Annotated in this window: 14 protein-coding genes and 1 pseudogene; 4 read left to right on the plus strand and 11 right to left on the minus strand. The window is 69.9% G+C overall.

Features of this window, described 5'->3' with window-relative positions; genetic code table 11:
- Positions 1–45: 45 nt before the first annotated feature.
- The 11 genes from ACICHK_RS16380 to ACICHK_RS16430 form a co-directional block, all read right to left on the minus strand.
- Positions 46–1,092, minus strand: a complete 1,047-nt coding sequence (locus ACICHK_RS16380; RefSeq protein ID WP_406837489.1) for a hypothetical protein — start codon at positions 1,090–1,092, stop codon at positions 46–48.
- A complete protein-coding gene (locus ACICHK_RS16385) occupies positions 1,080–1,736 on the minus strand; it encodes a hypothetical protein (protein WP_406837490.1) in 657 nt (218 codons plus the stop codon). The genes ACICHK_RS16380 and ACICHK_RS16385 overlap by 13 nt, the downstream gene beginning before the upstream one ends.
- A 215-nt stretch (positions 1,737–1,951) precedes the next feature.
- The gene (locus tag ACICHK_RS16390) at positions 1,952–2,641 is read right to left on the minus strand and encodes a hypothetical protein (protein ID WP_406837491.1); all 690 of its coding nucleotides are present in this window, start codon (positions 2,639–2,641) and stop codon (positions 1,952–1,954) included.
- A 20-nt stretch (positions 2,642–2,661) separates the two neighbouring features.
- The gene (locus ACICHK_RS16395; RefSeq protein WP_406837492.1) at positions 2,662–3,216 is read right to left on the minus strand and encodes a hypothetical protein; all 555 of its coding nucleotides are present in this window, start codon (positions 3,214–3,216) and stop codon (positions 2,662–2,664) included.
- 159 nt (positions 3,217–3,375) lie between these two features.
- Positions 3,376–4,716, minus strand: coding sequence for a hypothetical protein (locus ACICHK_RS16400; protein WP_406837493.1), 1,341 nt, complete (start codon positions 4,714–4,716; stop codon positions 3,376–3,378).
- Entirely contained in the window at positions 4,713–5,030 is a 318-nt protein-coding gene (locus ACICHK_RS16405; RefSeq protein ID WP_406837494.1) for a hypothetical protein, read from the minus strand. Before ACICHK_RS16405 ends, ACICHK_RS16400 begins: the two co-directional genes overlap by 4 nt.
- A gap of 565 nt (positions 5,031–5,595) precedes the next feature.
- Positions 5,596–7,077, minus strand: a complete 1,482-nt coding sequence (locus ACICHK_RS16410) for an acyltransferase family protein (protein WP_406837495.1) — start codon at positions 7,075–7,077, stop codon at positions 5,596–5,598.
- A complete protein-coding gene (locus tag ACICHK_RS16415) occupies positions 7,074–9,335 on the minus strand; it encodes a glycosyltransferase (protein ID WP_406841239.1) in 2,262 nt (753 codons plus the stop codon). The genes ACICHK_RS16410 and ACICHK_RS16415 overlap by 4 nt, the downstream gene beginning before the upstream one ends.
- Positions 9,332–9,496, minus strand: a complete 165-nt coding sequence (locus tag ACICHK_RS16420; protein WP_406837496.1) for a hypothetical protein — start codon at positions 9,494–9,496, stop codon at positions 9,332–9,334. The genes ACICHK_RS16415 and ACICHK_RS16420 overlap by 4 nt, the downstream gene beginning before the upstream one ends.
- Positions 9,493–10,623 carry a hypothetical protein gene (locus ACICHK_RS16425; protein ID WP_406837497.1) on the minus strand — a complete coding sequence of 377 codons (1,131 nt, stop codon included), beginning with the start codon at positions 10,621–10,623 and terminating at the stop codon, positions 9,493–9,495. The genes ACICHK_RS16420 and ACICHK_RS16425 overlap by 4 nt, the downstream gene beginning before the upstream one ends.
- A gap of 310 nt (positions 10,624–10,933) precedes the next feature.
- A complete protein-coding gene (locus ACICHK_RS16430; RefSeq protein ID WP_406837498.1) occupies positions 10,934–11,926 on the minus strand; it encodes a LysR family transcriptional regulator in 993 nt (330 codons plus the stop codon).
- Positions 11,927–11,946: 20 nt separating this feature from the next.
- On the opposite strand from ACICHK_RS16430, the pseudogene ACICHK_RS16435 reads away from it, so the two are divergent.
- From ACICHK_RS16435 to ACICHK_RS16450, 4 genes and pseudogenes are all read left to right on the plus strand, one after another.
- Positions 11,947–13,194, plus strand: a pseudogene (locus tag ACICHK_RS16435) (MFS transporter); the annotation flags it as partial.
- A gap of 645 nt (positions 13,195–13,839) precedes the next feature.
- On the plus strand, positions 13,840–15,135 hold the full coding sequence (locus ACICHK_RS16440) for an extracellular solute-binding protein (protein ID WP_406837499.1): 1,296 nt from the start codon (positions 13,840–13,842) through the stop codon (positions 15,133–15,135).
- The gene (locus ACICHK_RS16445; RefSeq protein WP_406837500.1) at positions 15,132–16,097 is read left to right on the plus strand and encodes a carbohydrate ABC transporter permease; all 966 of its coding nucleotides are present in this window, start codon (positions 15,132–15,134) and stop codon (positions 16,095–16,097) included. The genes ACICHK_RS16440 and ACICHK_RS16445 overlap by 4 nt, the downstream gene beginning before the upstream one ends.
- On the plus strand, positions 16,094–16,915 hold the full coding sequence (locus tag ACICHK_RS16450) for a carbohydrate ABC transporter permease (protein WP_406837501.1): 822 nt from the start codon (positions 16,094–16,096) through the stop codon (positions 16,913–16,915). The genes ACICHK_RS16445 and ACICHK_RS16450 overlap by 4 nt, the downstream gene beginning before the upstream one ends.
- Positions 16,916–16,926: the final 11 nt, after the last annotated feature.

The raw sequence follows: 16,926 nt of genomic DNA on the forward strand, positions 1-16,926 counted from the left end.
GCCACGGCGGTACGGGGCCGGGCGGACCGGCCGACGGTCCGGGGCTCAGCGGTTGACGGACTGGATCTCCTGCACGACGACGTCCTGGTCCGCCCCGAAGGTGCCGTCCGGCAGGTCCCGGGCCCCCGCCACACCGGTGCCCGTCCAGTGGATCTTCCAGGTGATGGTGGCCCTCAGCTTGTACGAACCGTCACCCGAGGAACGCAGGTACTTCACCCCGCAGGGGGGCGTCTCCCCGGCCTTGCCCTTCGCGTACGCCTCGCCGATGCGATCGCCCGTGATCTCGCAGACCCCCGAAGCGGGATACGTCTGCGCGTCCGACGTACCGGGCTCGATCTTCAACGCGACCGGCTCCGCGGTTGTCGTCGCGAACACGCCCAGAAGCGGCACCGACGCCGTCACGGACACCGGCTTGAACTTCGTGGTGTCCAGCCACGCCCATGTCGGCAGATTCACCTTTGTGGTGCCTTCGGGAGCAAGGTCCACTTTCGTCGAGGGCACCCGTATCTCCGCATACGCCAGCTGCGCCAGCATCTCGGGGGTGATCGCCTGCGGAAATCTCGCTGGCGGAGCCTCGCCTTTGTCGACCCAGAAGATATCCCCCGTGCAGTCTCCGGCGGACGGGTCACCCTCACGTCCTTCGGTGACGTACGAGTCCCACCAATAGCCCTTGTCGGCCTTGTCCTTGTTGAAGTTCTTGTACGGGTGTCCGTTGACATACGTGTCGCGCTGTTCCGCGTCCCACTGATATCCCGTCGAGTCGACTCCCCAGATCCCCTCCTTGTACTTCTCCAACTGGGCTGGGGTGTACTTCGGGGCGTAGTAGCACGCAGGAGGGCTCCACGTTCCCGACGAAGAGGTCACAGGACCGGTCGAGTCGCCCTTCCCGTTCTTCGAACGCTCGAAGACGACAGCCCCGGCAGTAGCCGACAACGTGCCGTCATCAGTGGCATTGCCATGTGGATCGGGAGTCGTGTTCTCGTTGCCCTCGCCGCCTCGGCCTCCGGCATGGGCGACTTGGGGGCCGAGTACCGCAAGGCACAGGAGCGCCACGAATGCCGCTGACCCCGCTGAACGCTTCACGGCTGGCACTGGTCAGCACCTCGCTTCGAGATCACGTTGGTCGTCTGCCACACCCCGTCCGAGTTCTTGACCAGCTTGGTGTTGTACAGCACGTAGCTGTCCGCCGAGGTCGGTGTCTTCTCGCGCTTGTTCGTCTTCCGGCTCTTGAGGAAGGACTTACTCTCGTCCGAGCAATAGACGACGACCGCGCTGCCATCCGGACGGAACGTGACCTGGCGGTCGAAGTAACGCGTCGTCCCCGTCCACGACCGATCGTCGTCCAAGTAGCCCTTGACGAAGGTCCTCGCACTGTCGAGGGCGCCTTGTGCACTGTAGAAGCCGAGTGCCTCAGTGTTCACTCTTCCCTGGAAGATCGCGTCATCGATGGAGTTGATGCGCTCGGCGTTGTCTGCAAGCACCGCGTCCTTCTTGGAATCCCCCGTCTTCCGACCCTCGAACACGTTCCGGGCGTCGGACGGGAACTTGATTGTGGGCCGCCCTCCGGAGACAGTCGCACTCGTCTCCGGCGTAGCCGAAGTCTCACCTCCGGTGTCCGCGCCGGCGATCTTGTCGTTGGCCTTCGGCTTGTCACCGCCTCCGCCGCACGCCGTCAAAAGCAGCACGGCTGACGCTCCGACAGCGACTGTGGCAAGCAGGCGGGAACGGGGGTTCACGGCGGACTCCTGTGCGACGTGGGGTGCAGAAGGGCACCAACACGCTAACGGTGGCCTGTGCGACGACACCAGCGCGAATGGTGCCAAGGGCGTAACAGTGGTCGGCCATAGAGGCCCATAGCGTGGTCAACCAGCCTCCGCACAGCCCCGATCGAGTGACAGCGACCGGCGGGACGGTTCACCCGGTTGCTGTCCGCAAAGCCCTCGGCCCGTGATCACGACGCTTCCGGGGAAGCCGACCGCAGCGGATTGTCGAAGGTGGCCAGGGTCGCGATCTGGCGGAGGACCGCGCGGTATTGATCACGACGATCGACAGCCGCGGCGCTCAGCGTGAACACAGCCAGTCGCTTGCAGTCCGGATGCGGCAGGTGAGCGCGGAACTGGATCAGAGGTGTCCGGGGAAGCCCGCCGACAGCTTTGGGAGCGAGAACGTTCTCGCTGAACGTGACCGGTCCACAAGGAAGTTCGGCGTACTCGACGCGCGTCTGCGTGTCGAGCCCGGTCACCGCGCGGGCCGCTGTCACGGCTCGCGGTGCCACCGCCGTGACACGCCAGGAGACGGTGAAGAACGACAACAACGGCCGGCCGTCGCGCACGGCGTCCTCGCCGACGTCGTCACGGTGCAGTCCGATCGAACAATGGACAGTTCCCTCCTCCCTCAACGCGCCGAGCAGTTGCTGCCCTTGGGCCAGCTGGGCGATGAACCGCTGTCGCGTCGACTCATCGGGCGCCGCCTGGAGAAGCGGTGCGAGGACGGCACGCAGATCACCCGCGGCCGGAGAGCCCGGCGGGGGAAGCAACGCGTCGAGGGGCACAGCGGTGAAGCCGGCGGGCTCCGCGAACCAGATGTCGGCGTCGGGGTCTTCGGCCGAATCGGCGACGGTGAAGTGGGGGACCGTGGTCATCGTGTCCTGCCGGGTACAGGTCAGTGGGGGTGCGAGTGCGGGCGCACCGCGTCGGGAACGTGAGCGCCGGAACGGCGGGCCCGTTCGAGGGCGGCCGGGCTCGCGTTCCAGTCGGTCGGCTCGACGCCTCGGTGCCCTGTGGCCGTGCGCTGGTACAGCAGATGGAGCCGTTTGGGCGCCTTGCCCTTCCGCCCGGAAGCCGCGATGACGGCGATGAAACGGGGGTCGCCGGCGAACCAGAGCGGTTCGATCTCCGCCTTCAGTTCCGGCTTCGTACGGGCCGTACCGAACCGTCGCATCCACCAGAAGGTGCGCATGGTGGAAAGGAACAACAGCGGAATCCGCTCCCCCGGCTCCTCCGGGTTGGGCAACTCCAGCCACATCTCGTCCTCTTGAACCCGAGGATGCTTGTTCCGCCCCCGGGGGACATCCGTCAGGAGCTGCCAGGGGTAATTCCAGAGGACGCGCTGGATGTAGATGGAGGGACGGAGGTAGGCGAGCTGGAGGACGGCTCGGAAGGTCGAATAGACGAGGAGAATGAGGAACAGCCAGCCGATCCAACGTGGCGTTGCCACAATGAGGAAAAGGCTCCCGATCCAGACTGCGAGCCAACCGATCAAACGCCCTGCAATCATGGCCATGTGCTGGAACCAAGCGCGTCTGGTCGGTGAATGGTCCCACGCGGTGAGGTAGTTCGTTGGATCCATAGAGCAAACTTTTCCCTCTGTCCCGGATCAGAAGATGTGGCGGGCAAGACTGACGATTCCACCTGCATCAAGACCGAGTCGCGCTCCGTCGATACTCGCCACCGAGCCGTCCTTGAGCCCGTCATCCTCGGTGTCAACGGCAGCCATGACCAAGCCGAACCCGGCTGTACCAACACCAATCGAGGCCGAGGTCACTTCGACTGTCTTCACGATTGACGCTGCTCGAGCACCCCGAACAGTGAAGCCGAGCAGTGCGTTGTCCAGGTCCGCAAAGGTCTTCGCATGTTCCATGGTTTCAGCACCGAATCGAGCCGCCCGCTGAGTGAGCGTCAAGGCTTCTCCCGCTTCACCAGTGGCTCGCACGACGGCTGCAGCTCCCTTTCCTGCTGCTCCGACGCCGGGAAGCATTCCCAGCGCATCACCACCCACAGTGACAAAGTTGCTCCAGAAGTCAGTGTCCAACTCGCCCTTCGTGAATCCGTCCCACAGGGATTCACGCAGCGTCGGGTCGCCAAAAACCCGCATCGCCAAAGCCGTCCCGCTCAACGCCGCAGTAGCAAGCAAGAGCGCCGCAGCCACCGCCCCACCCGACACCACGAACAACGCAACCAGCCCGATCACCGCCCCCAAAGTGCTCAAGATGTCCGGCAGGTTCTCGGTGACCCAGTCGAGTGCCGAGTCGAACCAGCCCGGTTCGTGCGGGGTCAGCTTCTTCGTGGCGTCGCGGATCTTCCCCGCTCGGAGCTGAGCCCGGTGCTCGTGTTCGTCCGCGAGTTCGCGCGCCTTGCCGCGGATCCTGCGCAGCGCGTCCTCGGCGTCGTCCACCGCCGTCTTCGCCCTGGCCAGTTCTTTCCGCGCCTCGTCGTGCCCGGCGCCCTTCCCGTCCAGGTCGGGGTCGGCGCCCGCCTTCGCGGCGTGGCCCTTCGCCCGGTCGACGGCGGCCTGCGCTTCCTCCGCTTCCCGTTCCAGGCGTTTCGCCCGCCGCTGGAAGTCGTCCAGTTCGCCTTGCCAGCGGTCGAGTTGTCCGGCCGCCTTGCGGATGGAGTGCGCCGCGTTCTTCAGGTTCAGGGGAAGCGGACCGCCGTCCAACTGCTCACGGAAGGCGACGGCCGCATCGCCCTTCCAGTAACTGCCGTCCATCAGCCTGGTGACGAGCTCGTGCGTCTCCTCGAGGACCTTCGCGCATCCCTTGAGTTTCCTGCGCAGGCCGCCCACGGTCTCCGTGCTGCCCGGCACCGGATCGAACCCGAGATGCGGGTAGTCGGGGTTGGGGATGCGCGGGACCGACTTGAGCCCCTGCGGCTTGTCCCGGTCGGCGAGGGACCGCGGGTCGAGCGCCGCCCCCGTGTCCTCGGGCGGATAGGTCACCTCGTACCACCGCCCCTGCCGTTCCCGGCCTTCCCGAGGGCCCGCTCCAGGGCCTCGTCCACCTCGCGGTAGCCGTCCCGGCTCTTCCTGATGATCTTGGCCAGGGCCTCGGTCTGCTCACCGATCTGGTCGGCGCCGTACTTCCAGTCGTCCTGGAAGTCCTCGCAGGCGCAGTCGAGGTCGTCCGTGCCCAGACCGGTGACCGTGGCGTCCTCCAGCGCCCTGCGCAGACCTCGCAACGACTCGGTCGACGCCCTGAGCATCCTCATGAAGTGTGACAACTCGTCGCCGTCGACGGCCAACCGCTCTGCCACGCTTCCCGCCGCCCCTTCCGGATCTCAACAGGTCGGGAGCGGGGCGGCTGTCGCTCCGGCGGCGGTTGCGGCGGGCGGGCGGGGGCGGCGGTTCACGGCTGGCTCCTGGGCTGCGGGAGGGCTGGCGGGAGAGCAGCGTCACGCTAGCGGGAGCCCGTACAGCAGCACTAGGACCGAGGGGGCGGGCGAGTGGGCATAAGGGTTTATCGCGTATGTAAACGGACGCACTAAACCTTCGATCGAGTGACATCGCGGGACGGACGGGACGGGGTGCCCGGCGCGGCCGAACGGCTGCCGCTAGGCCCTGTCGTCACATTCCCGTCGTCGCCCGAAGGGCGGCCCTGCGGCGTCGTGGGGGTCCCCTGCTCGAGCGAAGCCGAGAGCTCGGGGGAGCGTGCTCTGGGGGTACCCCCTGCTCGAAGAGCTAGGGGGAGTGCCGGGCGGAAGTCCTCGTACTGGACGTACTTGGGCTTTCGCCCGGTGCGGCGAGTGGGGGTACCCCCTGCTCGGAGAGCTTGGGGGAGTACCGGGCGTCGCGGGGCAGGCGGGAATGTGACGACAGGGCCTAGGCCTTGGCCCGGTGTCCCCGGGCCTCTGGTCGCCCCCTGGACCTGCGTCCCTCGGAACCGTTCGGCCACAAGCGCGGGCTTCGCCTCGCCGCGATGTCCTCGATCCAGCCGAAGGACAGGACGGCCAGGCCGATCAGCGGCCACACCAGGACGAAGGTCCACAGGTTGTAGGTCGAGTCGAGGGCCGCCGACGCACGGTCGCTCTCCATGAAGGGGAGGTCGTAGAGACGGTCGAGGATCGGGAACGTGGCCATGATGAGCATGTTGTGCCACAGGTAGATCGTGACCGCCCGGTTGTTGGACAGCGTCACCAGCTTGTCCCACCGCGCGAGGCGGCCCGGCAGTTCTCGCCAGGACGGGCTGTACTGGAGCAGGATCACCACGAAGCCGAAGGACCACGTCGCGTCGGCCAGCGGGATGTCGTTCAGGTCCCAGCCCTCGGAGCCCTGATGACCCGAGGCCCACCACAGGGCGAAGGCCATCACCAGGCTCGAGCACGAGACGGCGAGGTAGCGCGGGACCTTCGCGAGCACCCCCTCCTGGTGGGCGAAGCCCAGGATCCAGCAGCCGCCGTAGACGGCGAAGTCGGTGACGGCGTTGCCCGTCTCACCGGGGATGGTGACGAGCCCGGTGCCGACGACCGCCGTCAGGGCGAGGGGAGCCAGCACGGTCGCCCACGGGGCACGGCGGAACGCCCACAGCATGAGCGGGGACGCGACCACGAACCACAGGTACGCGCGCAGGTACCAGAGCACGCCCGCGGCCTGATCCGCCCAGGTGTCGTCCAACAGGCCCGACGGGGAGCCGATGTGCCAGGGGTACGGAGGGGCGCCGATCGGGACGATGTAGTCGAACAGCTCGGCCAGGCCCCAGGTGCCGCCGAGGTCCGGGTCCTTCACCGGGTTCCAGCCGGCCGCGAACATCATGGTCAGCGCCACCGCGCCGAACGCCCAGAACGGGGGCAGCAGACGCCTCAGACGTCCCCGGATCACACTCAGCGACGGCCGGCTCAGCGAGCGCGCCATCAGGGAGCCCGCGAGCGCGAACATCACGCCCATGGAGGGGAAGAGGACCGTCAGCCACGCCCAGCCGAACAGGTGGTACGCGACCACGCGGAGCAGCGCCAGGGAACGGAGCAGGTCCAGGTAGCGGTCCCGGCCGGGGCGGCGCGGGGCGGGCTTCCGCCCCGGTTCGTCCGGCCCCACCGCGGCCCCGGGGAGCGGACCTGCCGCGGTCCCGGGGAGCGGTCCCGGCCCGGACAGCGGTATCGGGTCCGGCCCGGACAGCGGTATCGGGTCCGTCCCGGACAGCGGTGTCGGGTCCGTCCCGGACAGGGGTGCCGGGTCCGTACCCGTCCGCGGCCGGTCGTCCGCGGGCGCGGGCGCGGGCGGATACGGGTACGGACGCGGATGGGGGACCTCCGCCTCCGGGGTGCCCGGGGGCGGAGTCGCCCCCGCCGGGTACTCGTGCGTGGTCATCCGACCGGCCTCCGTTCGTTCCCGCCGTGCGACACCCGCTGCTGTGCCACCGCTCCCGCCACCATTTCCGGCGCCGCTCCCGGGGCCGCCCCCACGACACCCGTGCGGCGCAGCTTCTGCCAGCGCAGCCGGCCGCCGGTGAGGGCGGTGATCCAGGACTGCAGCAGGACGACGTACATCAACTGCCGGTAGAGGATCTGCTGCAGCGGGAGCGAGACCAGATGGGTCATGCGTTCCTTGTCCAGGCGGAACGCGTACGCCGCGCACACCGCCTGGACGGCGAGGACGCCGAGCCAGGCGACGATCGTCTTCTGGGTGGGGCCGAAGACGACGCCGTACAGGAGGAAGACGTCGATCAGGGGCGCGAGGAGCGGGGCCAGGACCATGAAGAGGGACACCAGGGGCAGGCCGACCCGGCCGAAGCGGCCCGAGGGGCCCCGTTCGACCAGGGCGCCGCGGTGCTTCCAGATCGCCTGCATGGTGCCGTAGCACCAGCGGTAGCGCTGGGACCACAGCTGCTGGACGGACTCCGGGGCCTCGGTCCAGGCGCGCGCGTTCTCCGCGTAGACGACGCGCCAGCCGTCGCGGTGCAGGGCCATCGTGATGTCGGTGTCCTCGGCGAGCGTGTCGTCGCTCATGCCGCCGACCCGTTCGAGTGCCGTGCGGCGGAAGGCGCCGACGGCGCCGGGGATGGTCGGCATGCAGCGCAGCAGGTCGTACATGCGGCGGTCGAGGTTGAAGCCCATCACGTACTCGATGTGCTGCCAGGCGCCGATGAGGGAGTCCCGATTGCCGACCTTGGCGTTGCCCGCGACCGCGCCGACCTTCGGGTCGGCGAAGGGCTGGACGAGTTCGCGGACGGTCGCCGGTTCGAAGACGGTGTCGCCGTCCATCATCACGACGATGTCGTGGCTCGCGTTCGCGAGGCCCCGGTTGAGGGCCGCGGGCTTGCCGGCGTTGAGCTGGCGCACGACGCGCACGTTCGGCAGGTGCAGGTCCTCGACGATGCGGGCGGTGCCGTCACTCGATCCGTCGTCGATGACGAGGACCTCGACGGGGTGCTCGCTCGCCATGAGGGAACGCACGGTGTTCTCGATGCACTTGGCCTCGTTGTACGCCGGCACCAGCACCGACACCGGTTCGGTGACCGGCTCCGCGCCCCAGCGGAAGTCCCCCCGGCGGACCCGGCGGGCGTGCAGCGCGGAGAGCAGGAGCATCATCCCGAAGCGGGTGAAGACCAGCACGCCGATGACCGCGATACCGACGACCAGGATGTCGGTGGTCCTCTCCGAGGCCTGGACCAGGAAGATCCAGGCCTTGCCCTTCCACAGGTCGAGGCCCGTCACCGGGGTGTTCGCGCTCGGTGCGTCGAGTGCCTCGGTGAGGTTCTGGAACGCGTAGCCCTCGGCCTGCAGCCGGGGCAGGAGCTCGGCCAGCGCCTGCACGGTCTGGTGGCGGTCGCCGCCCGAGTCGTGCATCAGGACGATGGCGCCCTTTCCGCCCTCGGGCGTGGCCCGGCGGATGATCTCGTCGACGCCCGGCTTCCGCCAGTCCTCGCTGTCGGTGTTGTTGACGACGGTGATGTAGCCGCGGGTTCCGACGTACTGCGTCACGGGCCAGGACCTGTCGTCCATGGCGTCGGCGAACGAGGAGTACGGGGGACGGAAGAGGGAGCTGCGGATGCCCGCCGCGCCCTCCAGCGCCAGCTGGTTCTGCGACAGCTCCCAGTCGATGCGGCTCTTGGACTGGTACGACAGGTCGGGGTGGTTGAAGGTGTGCAGGCCCACCTCGTGGCCCTCCTTCACCATCCGCTCGACGAGGTCCGGGTAGCGCGAGGCCATGGTGCCGGTGACGAAGAAGACCGCGTGGGCGTGGTTCGCCTTGAGGACGTCCAGGACCTTGGGGGTCCAGGTCGGGTCCGGACCGTCGTCGAAGGTGAGGACGAGACGGTGGTCCGGGACGCCGAGGCTGGTCGTGCGGCCGCTGCGGGTGTCGATGACCGGGCCGCCGTCGAGGATCTTCTGCGGCACCTTGTCCGTGGCCGCCTCGGGCCGGACGCGGTGGTCCGCGAGGATCTCGCTGTGCACGTAGCCGCGCAGCATCAGCATCGCGATCACCGCGACCAGGATGAGGACGGGCAGCAGGAAACGCATGGGCAGACGGCGGCGCCGGGCACCGCGGTCGCGTGGCGGGGCGGTCTCGTGGCCGTCGCCCGGCGTGCCGGGTGCGGGACCGTGGCGGCTGGTGCTGGACATCAGAGGAAGTTCTCCGGGAACGAGGGGGAGAGGGTGCGCGGGGAACCGGGGCGGTCGGGCCCGGACACCGCGAAGGGGTCCCGTACGGACATCGCCACCGCGCCGGACGCGGTGGCGGGAGCGGGCTTCCGCCCGGCGGGGGCGCGTCGGCGGAGGTCACTCATCCGGTACCGGTCCCCTCTCCGACGGCGCCGGTGGAACCGGTGGGGTCGGTGGTCTCCGGTGGGGTCGGCGTACCGCCGGGCGTCGTCGCCGGGGCCGAGGGCGTGGGCCGGCCGTCCGCCGAGGAGGACGGTTCGGGGTCGGGAGCCGGGCTCTTGGTGGTGACGCCGGGATTCGACTTCCTGGTCGCCGACGTGCTGGGCCCGGGGCTGCTGGACGCGCCCGTGGCGGAGGCCGAGGCGGAGACGGAGGCGGAGGCCGTGGGGACCGGGCCGGGTGAAGGCGTCGTGCCGTCGGTGGCGGTGACCACCGCGCCGGGCGCGGTGGCGCCGGGGGCGCCGGACGGGTTCACCGGCCGGGCGGGCCGGGGCGAGGTCTCGGCCCGGCCGGCGGGCGTGTCCTCCTCCTGGCCCGGCACCGGGAGCCAGGGCGCGTTCGAGTTGCCCGACAGGAGCGTGGTGACGATCACGACGGCGTAGACCGCGCAGGCCACGGCGACGAGCATGCCGAGGCGGCGGAAGCGGCGGCTGCGGCGGCCGGACGCGTCGACGAAGACGGGGCCGTCCGAGGCCTCGGCGGTCGCCGGGACGCCCTTGCCCGGCTGGACCGTCCGGCCGTCCGCCCCGACGCTCGCGCTGTCGAGCTGGACGGTGACCTCGTGCGGGTCGTGGCCGCCGGCCGGTTCACCGGAGTTCTCCCGAGAGCCCGACAGCGGGCTGCCGAGCAGCGGACGGCCGGACAGCGAACGGCCGGACAGCGAACGGCCCGGCAGTGGACGGCCGGACAGTGAACGGCCCGGCAGTGGACGGCCGGGGGCCGGCGCGGCTCCGGGGAGCGGTCCGGTCGCCGGGCCGTCGCTGAAGAAGGGCCGCGTGCGGACCGCACGACCGAGGGGCGGCGGCCCTGGCGTCTGCGTGTCCCTGGAGCCCTTGGATCCCTTGGCGCCGAACCACGCCCCCGGCTCGCTCTCGGACGACGGTCCCGTCCCGGGCCGGTGGCCGGAGAGCACGTCCGGCTTCGCCTCGCGGCCGACGGGTGGTTCGGCCTCCGGCTCCGGGGTTCGCCCGGGACGTCCGGCGACCGCTCGCCCGGCGCGTTCCCCACGCTCCGGACCGATGCCGACCCCCATATCCGGCCACGAAAGCTTTCTGTCGCCCTTCGCCCGGGCGACCGGCTCCCCGGCTTCCGGCTCCGGTGACGGATCGATTCGGCACTCGTCCCCCGGATCGTTTTCCAGGTCGGCCGGTTGGGCGTCTTTCCGCCAGTCCTCAACGCGCACGCGCATCCCCCACGAGACGGTTCACGGGTGCGCGACGACTCCGGGCAAATGCTGTCTATGCCGTACGGACCGAGCCTCCCGCCCGGTCCGAGCGCTCCCAATACCACACCGCGCCCGGACGAAAAATGTAGCGCACGTGGAGGACTCGTGCGCTTACGTCTCATGTACGGGGCATGAAAATGAGGGCGTCGGTGGCCGGAATCCACCCGTTCCGGGGACTCAGGAGCCACTTTTCTTCGCTCGCGAGTTCGCCGGAAGCTCGCACGAGCGCATCGATCCCGGGATGGACAAGCCCCTTGCGCCACACAAGTGACACGGGGGACAGGGGGACGGGGTCGATCAGGGGCCTCGACACCGACCCGGGCATGGCCGGAAACTCCACCACGGCCAGGACGGGAGTCCGCCACTTCGCCATGATCCGCCGGAACTCCTCGGGTCCGACGGCCACCGGTGCGGGTGACGCGAGTTTGATGCCCCGTCCCTCGAACAGGTGATGTGCCAGATCGGTCCACTCCAGCGTCCGGGGGTTCCCCGCCCCCGCGTACACGGTCTCGCCCGAGAGCGCGGCCAGCGGCACCGCGTCCAGGGCGGCGAGGTGATGGTCCTCGGGCAGGACGACGGCCATCGGCTCGTAGCGCACGAGCCGCTGCTCCAGCCGGGCCCGGACGGCGGGGTCGAGCCCGGCGAAACGGCCGAACGACACGTCCAGGCGCCCGGCCAGCAGGTCCGCCGCCGCGCCGGTGAGCCCGCTCTCGTAACGGGCCATCAGCTCGCTGTCGGGGGCGAGGGCGCGGGCCCGGTCGAGGATGCGGCTGGAGACCAGACCGGGCGTGTTGACGTCGACGAGCAGCGGCCGCTCCTCGCCGCCGGGCCGCGCGAAGGCGTCCAGCAGCGCGTCGTGCGCCTCCAGCACCCGGCGCGCGTACGGCAGCAGCCGCTCGGCGTCCACCGTCGGCGTCACCTGCCGGGTCGTCCGTACGAACAGCTCCGCCCCCAGCTCCCGTTCCAGCCGACGGATGTCACGGCTCAGGGACTGCTGGGCGACGAACAGGCGGGCGGCGGCACGGGTGAAGTGCAGTTCCTCGGCGACCGCGAGGAAGGCACGCAGCAGGCGGGGGTCCAGATGACCGGGAAAGGGGCGTTGACCAGGCATCGCGTGAATCTACAACGCAAGTGCGTCAATGGCGACGGAGTAAGTGTTGGACCGCTCCCCGGGCGCCGGGCGACGGTTCACCCATGTCACCGTTCACCCCGTACCGCCGCCTCTTCGCGCTGCCCGGCACCCGCGCCTTCACCCTCGGGAACCTCGTCGCCCGCCTGCCCATGGGCATGTTCAGCGTGAGCGCGGTCATCATGATCGCCGGCACGCGGGGCTCCTACGCGCTCGCCGGCGCCGTCACGGCGACGGGTCTCGCGACGACGGCCGTGGTAGCCCCCTGGACCGCCCGGCTCGTCGACCGGTACGGGCAGGCCGAGGTGGCCGTGCCCGCCACGGCCTTCGCGCTGCTCGGCGGGACGGGACTGGTGGCGTGCCTGCACTTCGGCGCGCCCGACTGGACCCTCTTCGCCGCGTACGCCGCCACCGCCACGACCCCCAACACGGGCGGGATGTCCCGCGCGCGCTGGGCCCACCTCCTGGAGGGGGACGCGGCGGCGCTGCACACCGCGAACTCCTTCGAGCAGGCCGTGGACGAGCTGTGCTTCATGCTGGGCCCGGTGCTCGCCGCCTTCCTGTGCACGGCGCTCTCCCCGGAGGCGGGCATGCTCGTGGGGTCCGCGCTGCTGATGACGGGCGTCCTGCTCTTCGCCGCGCAGCGTTCGACGCAGCCGCCGCTCCGGCCGGCCGCGGCGTCGGGGTCGCCCGTGCTCGCGCCCGGAATGCCTCCGCTGCTGCTCTCCTTCCTCGCCACCGGCGCGGTGTTCGGCGCGATGGAGGTGGCCACGATCGCGTTCGCGGACGAGCGGGGGCACAAGTCCGCCGCGGGCGTGGTGCTCGCCCTCCAGGCGGCGGGGTCGTGCGTGGCGGGCCTGCTGTTCGGCGCGGTGAAGCGGGGTGCGCCGGTCGACGCCGGGGTGTCCGCCGCGCGGCGGTACGCGGTGTGCGTCGGCGCGATGGCGGTCCTGCTGACGCTGCCCCTCCTCGCGGTCCGGCTCACCGGCTCGCTCCCGGTGCTCGCGGGCGCGCTGCTCGTGGCCGGCATGGCGACCGCTCCGACCATGGTCACCGGTATGACGCTGGTCCAGCGGCGCACGCCCGAGGGCCGGCTGAACGAGGGCATGACGCTCGCGGTGACCGGCCTGCTGGGCGGGATAGCCGGCGGTTCCGCGGCGGGCGGATGGATGGTGGAACACGTCTCGCCGGCCGCGGGCTACACGGTCCCGGTCGCGGCGGCGACGACCGCACTCGTGATCGCCGCGCTGGGCGCGAGCGTGAACGCCGGCGCCGGCACTGACACGGGTGCGGGTGCCGACGCGGGTGCGGGCATGGGCACGGGTGCGGGCGCTGACACGGAGGCGGGTGCCGACGCGGGCGCGGACACGGACACAGGCACGGATGTCGGCACAGGTGCCGGCACGGGCACAGGTGCGGATGTCGGCGCAGGCACGGATGCGGGCACAGGTGCCGACGCAGGCACTGGTGCGGGCGCAGTCACAGGTGTGGGCGCAGGCGCGGCCGCCGACGCCGGTGCGGCCGAGTGCGGAGAGCGCCACGTCGAACGCGTTCCGGCGAACACCCCGTAGTCCGTCCGCTCCCCACCCCCGCGAACACCCCGTAGTCCGCCCCCGCCCCCGCGAACCACTCCGACTCCCCCGCCGCCGGGGCGGACACCGGACACCGGACAGCACCGCTCCGTCCCGGCGCCCCTCTCGGCCCCACCCGTCGAACACCCCACCCTCACCGTCCGACCCGTCGAACCCCTGCCGCGATTCCGGTCCAGCCCATTGACGTGTCCACGGCTCCCACCTACCTTCCCCCGTCGAAGCGCTTCGACGCCCCGCATCGAAACGGTTCGACGAGCGATGCGGGGCGGTCCGGTACCCATCCAGCTCCTCTGGAGGCAGTGGATGTTGACGAAACGACGGCGCACGGCGGCGGCGGTGGCGACGGCCCTGGCGGGTGCCCTGCTGGCGACGGCCTGCGGCGGTTCGGACAGTGGCTCCTCCGACGGCAAGACACTGAGACTGTGGCACTACGAAGCGCCCGACAGCGCGATGGGCGCGGCCTGGAACGAGGCCATCAAGGAATTCGAAGCGCAACACCCGGGCGTGAAGGTGAAGTTCGAGGAGAAGGGCTTCGAACAGATCCAGAAGACCGCGCCCATGGTCCTGAACTCGAACGACGCCCCCGACATCATGGAGTACAACAAGGGCAACGCGACCGCCGGACTCCTGTCCAAGCAGGGGCTGTTGACCGACCTCACGGCCGAGGTGGCCGAGCGCGGCTGGGACAAGAAGCTCAGCGCCGGGGTGAGGACCACGAGCCGGTACGACACCGACGGCGTCATGGGCTCCGGCAAGTGGTACGGCGTGCCCGACTACGCCGAGTACACGATGGTCTTCTACAACAAGGACCTGTTCGAGAAGTACGGGATCACGGAGCCGACCACGTACGACGAACTGGTCTCCGCGATGGACACGTTCGTGGCGAAGGGCGTCACCCCGCTGGCCAACGCGGGCGCCGAGTACATCGCCCAGCAGTACCTCTACCAGCTCGCCCTCTCCAAGGCCGACCGCTCCTGGGTCGACACGTACGAGCTGTACAAGGGCAGGACGGACTTCCACGACACGGCCTGGAGCTACGCGGCGAACACCTTCGCCGACTGGGTGGGGAAGGGCTACATCTCCAAGAAGTCCAGCGGCACGAAGGCCGAGGACGCGGGCCTGTCCTGGATCCAGGGCAAGTCGCCGATCCTCTTCTCCGGAAGCTGGTGGTACGGCCGCTTCACGTCGGAGGTGAAGTTCGACTGGGACTCCGGCCTGTTCCCGGGCTCGAACCTCACCCTGGGCTCCGGCGGCAACCTGTGGGTGGTCCCCCAGGGCGCCGAGAACAAGGAACTGGCCTACGACTTCATCGACATCACCCTGTCGGAGAAGATCCAGAACCTGCTGGGCGACAAGGGCGGTGTCCCGGTGGCCGCGGACGCCTCCGCGATCACCGACGCCAGGACCAAGACCCTGATCGCCGACTACAACACCCTCTCGGGGCGTGACGGGCTCGCCTTCTATCCGGACTGGCCGGTGGCGGGCTTCTACGACACCCTCGTCTCCGAGACGCAGAAGCTGATCACCGGCAGCGAGAAGCCCGACGCCTACCTGGACAACCTCCAGAAGGCGTACGACAAGGGCGTACCGCGGCGATGACGGTGACCGCCGCACGCGGCGGGCGGGTGGCCGGCCTGAAGGCCGAGTCCGGTCACCCCGGCCGCCCACACACCTCGTACGCGCTGTTCCTGCTGCCCGGCGTGCTCGCCTTCACGGCCGTCGTCGTCGTGCCGTTCCTGATGAACACCGGGATCAGCTTCACGAACTGGCAGGGCGTCGGCACCCCTTCGTGGACCGGGCTCGCCAACTACCGCGCCCTGGTGGACGACAGCGAGTTCTGGGCGTCGTTCCGGCACAGTCTGTTCATGGTGCTGGCGATGGCCGTCGTCCCGACGGCGCTCGGACTCGTCCTGGCCTCGGCCCTGTTCGACTACATCGGCAGGCATTTCGGCAGCAGGATCGTGGCGGTGCTGCGCGCCTGCTACTACCTCCCGCAGGTGCTGCCGATCGCGGTCGCGGGCATCGTGTGGAGCTGGATCCTCGCCCCCGACGACGGCTCGCTCAACGCGCTGCTGAAGGCCGTCGGTCTCGGCTCCTGGCAGCGGGACTGGCTCGGCGACCCGGACTTCGCGCTGTACAGCGTGATGGGGGTGATGGTCTGGGTGCAGCTCGGCTTCCCGCTGGTGGTCTTCATGGCGGGACTGCAACGCGTCGACCCGGCCCTGCACGAGGCCGCCGAGCTGGACGGCGCCGGCTGGTGGCGGCGCTTCTGGCACATCACGCTGCCGCAGATCCGCCCGGAGATCTCGGTCGTCCTGCTGTGGTGCACGATCGCCGCGCTGAAGGTGTTCGGGGCGGTCTACGTCCTGACGAAGGGCGGTCCGGGCGGCGCCACGGACGTGCCGTCGTACTTCTCCTTCGCCACCTTCTTCGAGAAGACCCAGGTCGGCTACGGCGCGGCGGTCTCCACCGTCCTGACCGTGATCGTCCTGGCCCTGGCGCTGGTCGGGCTGCGGTTCCAGACCCGCGCCGAGGACGCCGAGGAAGGGGTCCGCGCATGACCGCGCTCCGCCGTTACCCGGTACTCGTGGCGCTCGTCATCGGCGCGCTGTTCATGGTGCTGCCGTTCGCCGTGGTCGCGCTCAACGCGGTCAAGTCGCCCGCCGAGTACTCCGCGCACGGCCCCCTCGGCCTTCCGCACGGCCTCTACCTCGACGGCGTCGAGGACTTCTGGCGGCGGGTCGACTTCGGGCAAAAGCTCCTCAACTCGGTGCTGATCTCCGGTTCGGTGGCGGTCGGGGCCGCGGTGCTGTCCGTGCTCAACGCGTACGCGATCGGCGTCGGCCGGATCAGGGGCCGCGCCTGGGTGCTCGCCTTCTTCGTCCTCGCGAACACGCTGCCGCAGGAGGCGCTGGTCTATCCGCTCTACCACCTCAGCAAGCAGGCCGGCCTCTACGACACCAGGCTCAGCGTGATCATCGTGTTCACGGTGCTCCAGGCGGCCTTCGGTACCTATCTCCTCTCCGCCGTCCTCGGGCGGTTCCCGCGCGAGATCATCGAGGCCGCGCGGATCGACGGGGCGAACCGGTGGCAGGTGCTGTGGCGGATCGTGGTCCCGGTCAGCCGCCCGACGATCGGCGTGCTCCTCGTCTTCTTCTTCATTTGGACGTGGAACGAGTTCCTGCTGCCGCTGGTCATGCTGATCTCCAACGACAACCAGACGGTGTCGGTGGCCCTCGGCGTGCTCCAGGGGCAGCGCCTGATGGACGCCACGATGACGAACGCGGCCGCCCTGCTCGGCGTGCTGCCCGCCATCGTCTTCTTCCTCGTCTTCCAGCGGACCCTCACCCGCGGCATAGCCGTCGGCGCAGTGAAGTAAGGGGTGGGACA

The sequence above is a fragment of the Streptomyces sp. AHU1 genome (assembly GCF_045343905.1).
Classification (GTDB): Bacteria; Actinomycetota; Actinomycetes; order Streptomycetales; family Streptomycetaceae; genus Streptomyces; species Streptomyces triticiradicis.

Bases quoted from the DNA above. Each gene is read 5' to 3' on its own strand.
- ACICHK_RS16425 (WP_406837497.1), bottom strand. From the start codon at position 10,623: ATGGGGGTCGGCATCGGTCCGGAGCGTGGGGAACGCGCCGGGCGAGCG.
- ACICHK_RS16420 (WP_406837496.1), bottom strand. From the start codon at position 9,496: ATGAGTGACCTCCGCCGACGCGCCCCCGCCGGGCGGAAGCCCGCTCCC.
- ACICHK_RS16430 (WP_406837498.1), bottom strand. From the start codon at position 11,926: ATGCCTGGTCAACGCCCCTTTCCCGGTCATCTGGACCCCCGCCTGCTG.
- ACICHK_RS16390 (WP_406837491.1), bottom strand. From the start codon at position 2,641: ATGACCACGGTCCCCCACTTCACCGTCGCCGATTCGGCCGAAGACCCC.
- ACICHK_RS16445 (WP_406837500.1), top strand. From the start codon at position 15,132: ATGACGGTGACCGCCGCACGCGGCGGGCGGGTGGCCGGCCTGAAGGCC.
- ACICHK_RS16450 (WP_406837501.1), top strand. From the start codon at position 16,094: ATGACCGCGCTCCGCCGTTACCCGGTACTCGTGGCGCTCGTCATCGGC.
- ACICHK_RS16440 (WP_406837499.1), top strand. From the start codon at position 13,840: ATGTTGACGAAACGACGGCGCACGGCGGCGGCGGTGGCGACGGCCCTG.
- ACICHK_RS16410 (WP_406837495.1), bottom strand. From the start codon at position 7,077: ATGACCACGCACGAGTACCCGGCGGGGGCGACTCCGCCCCCGGGCACC.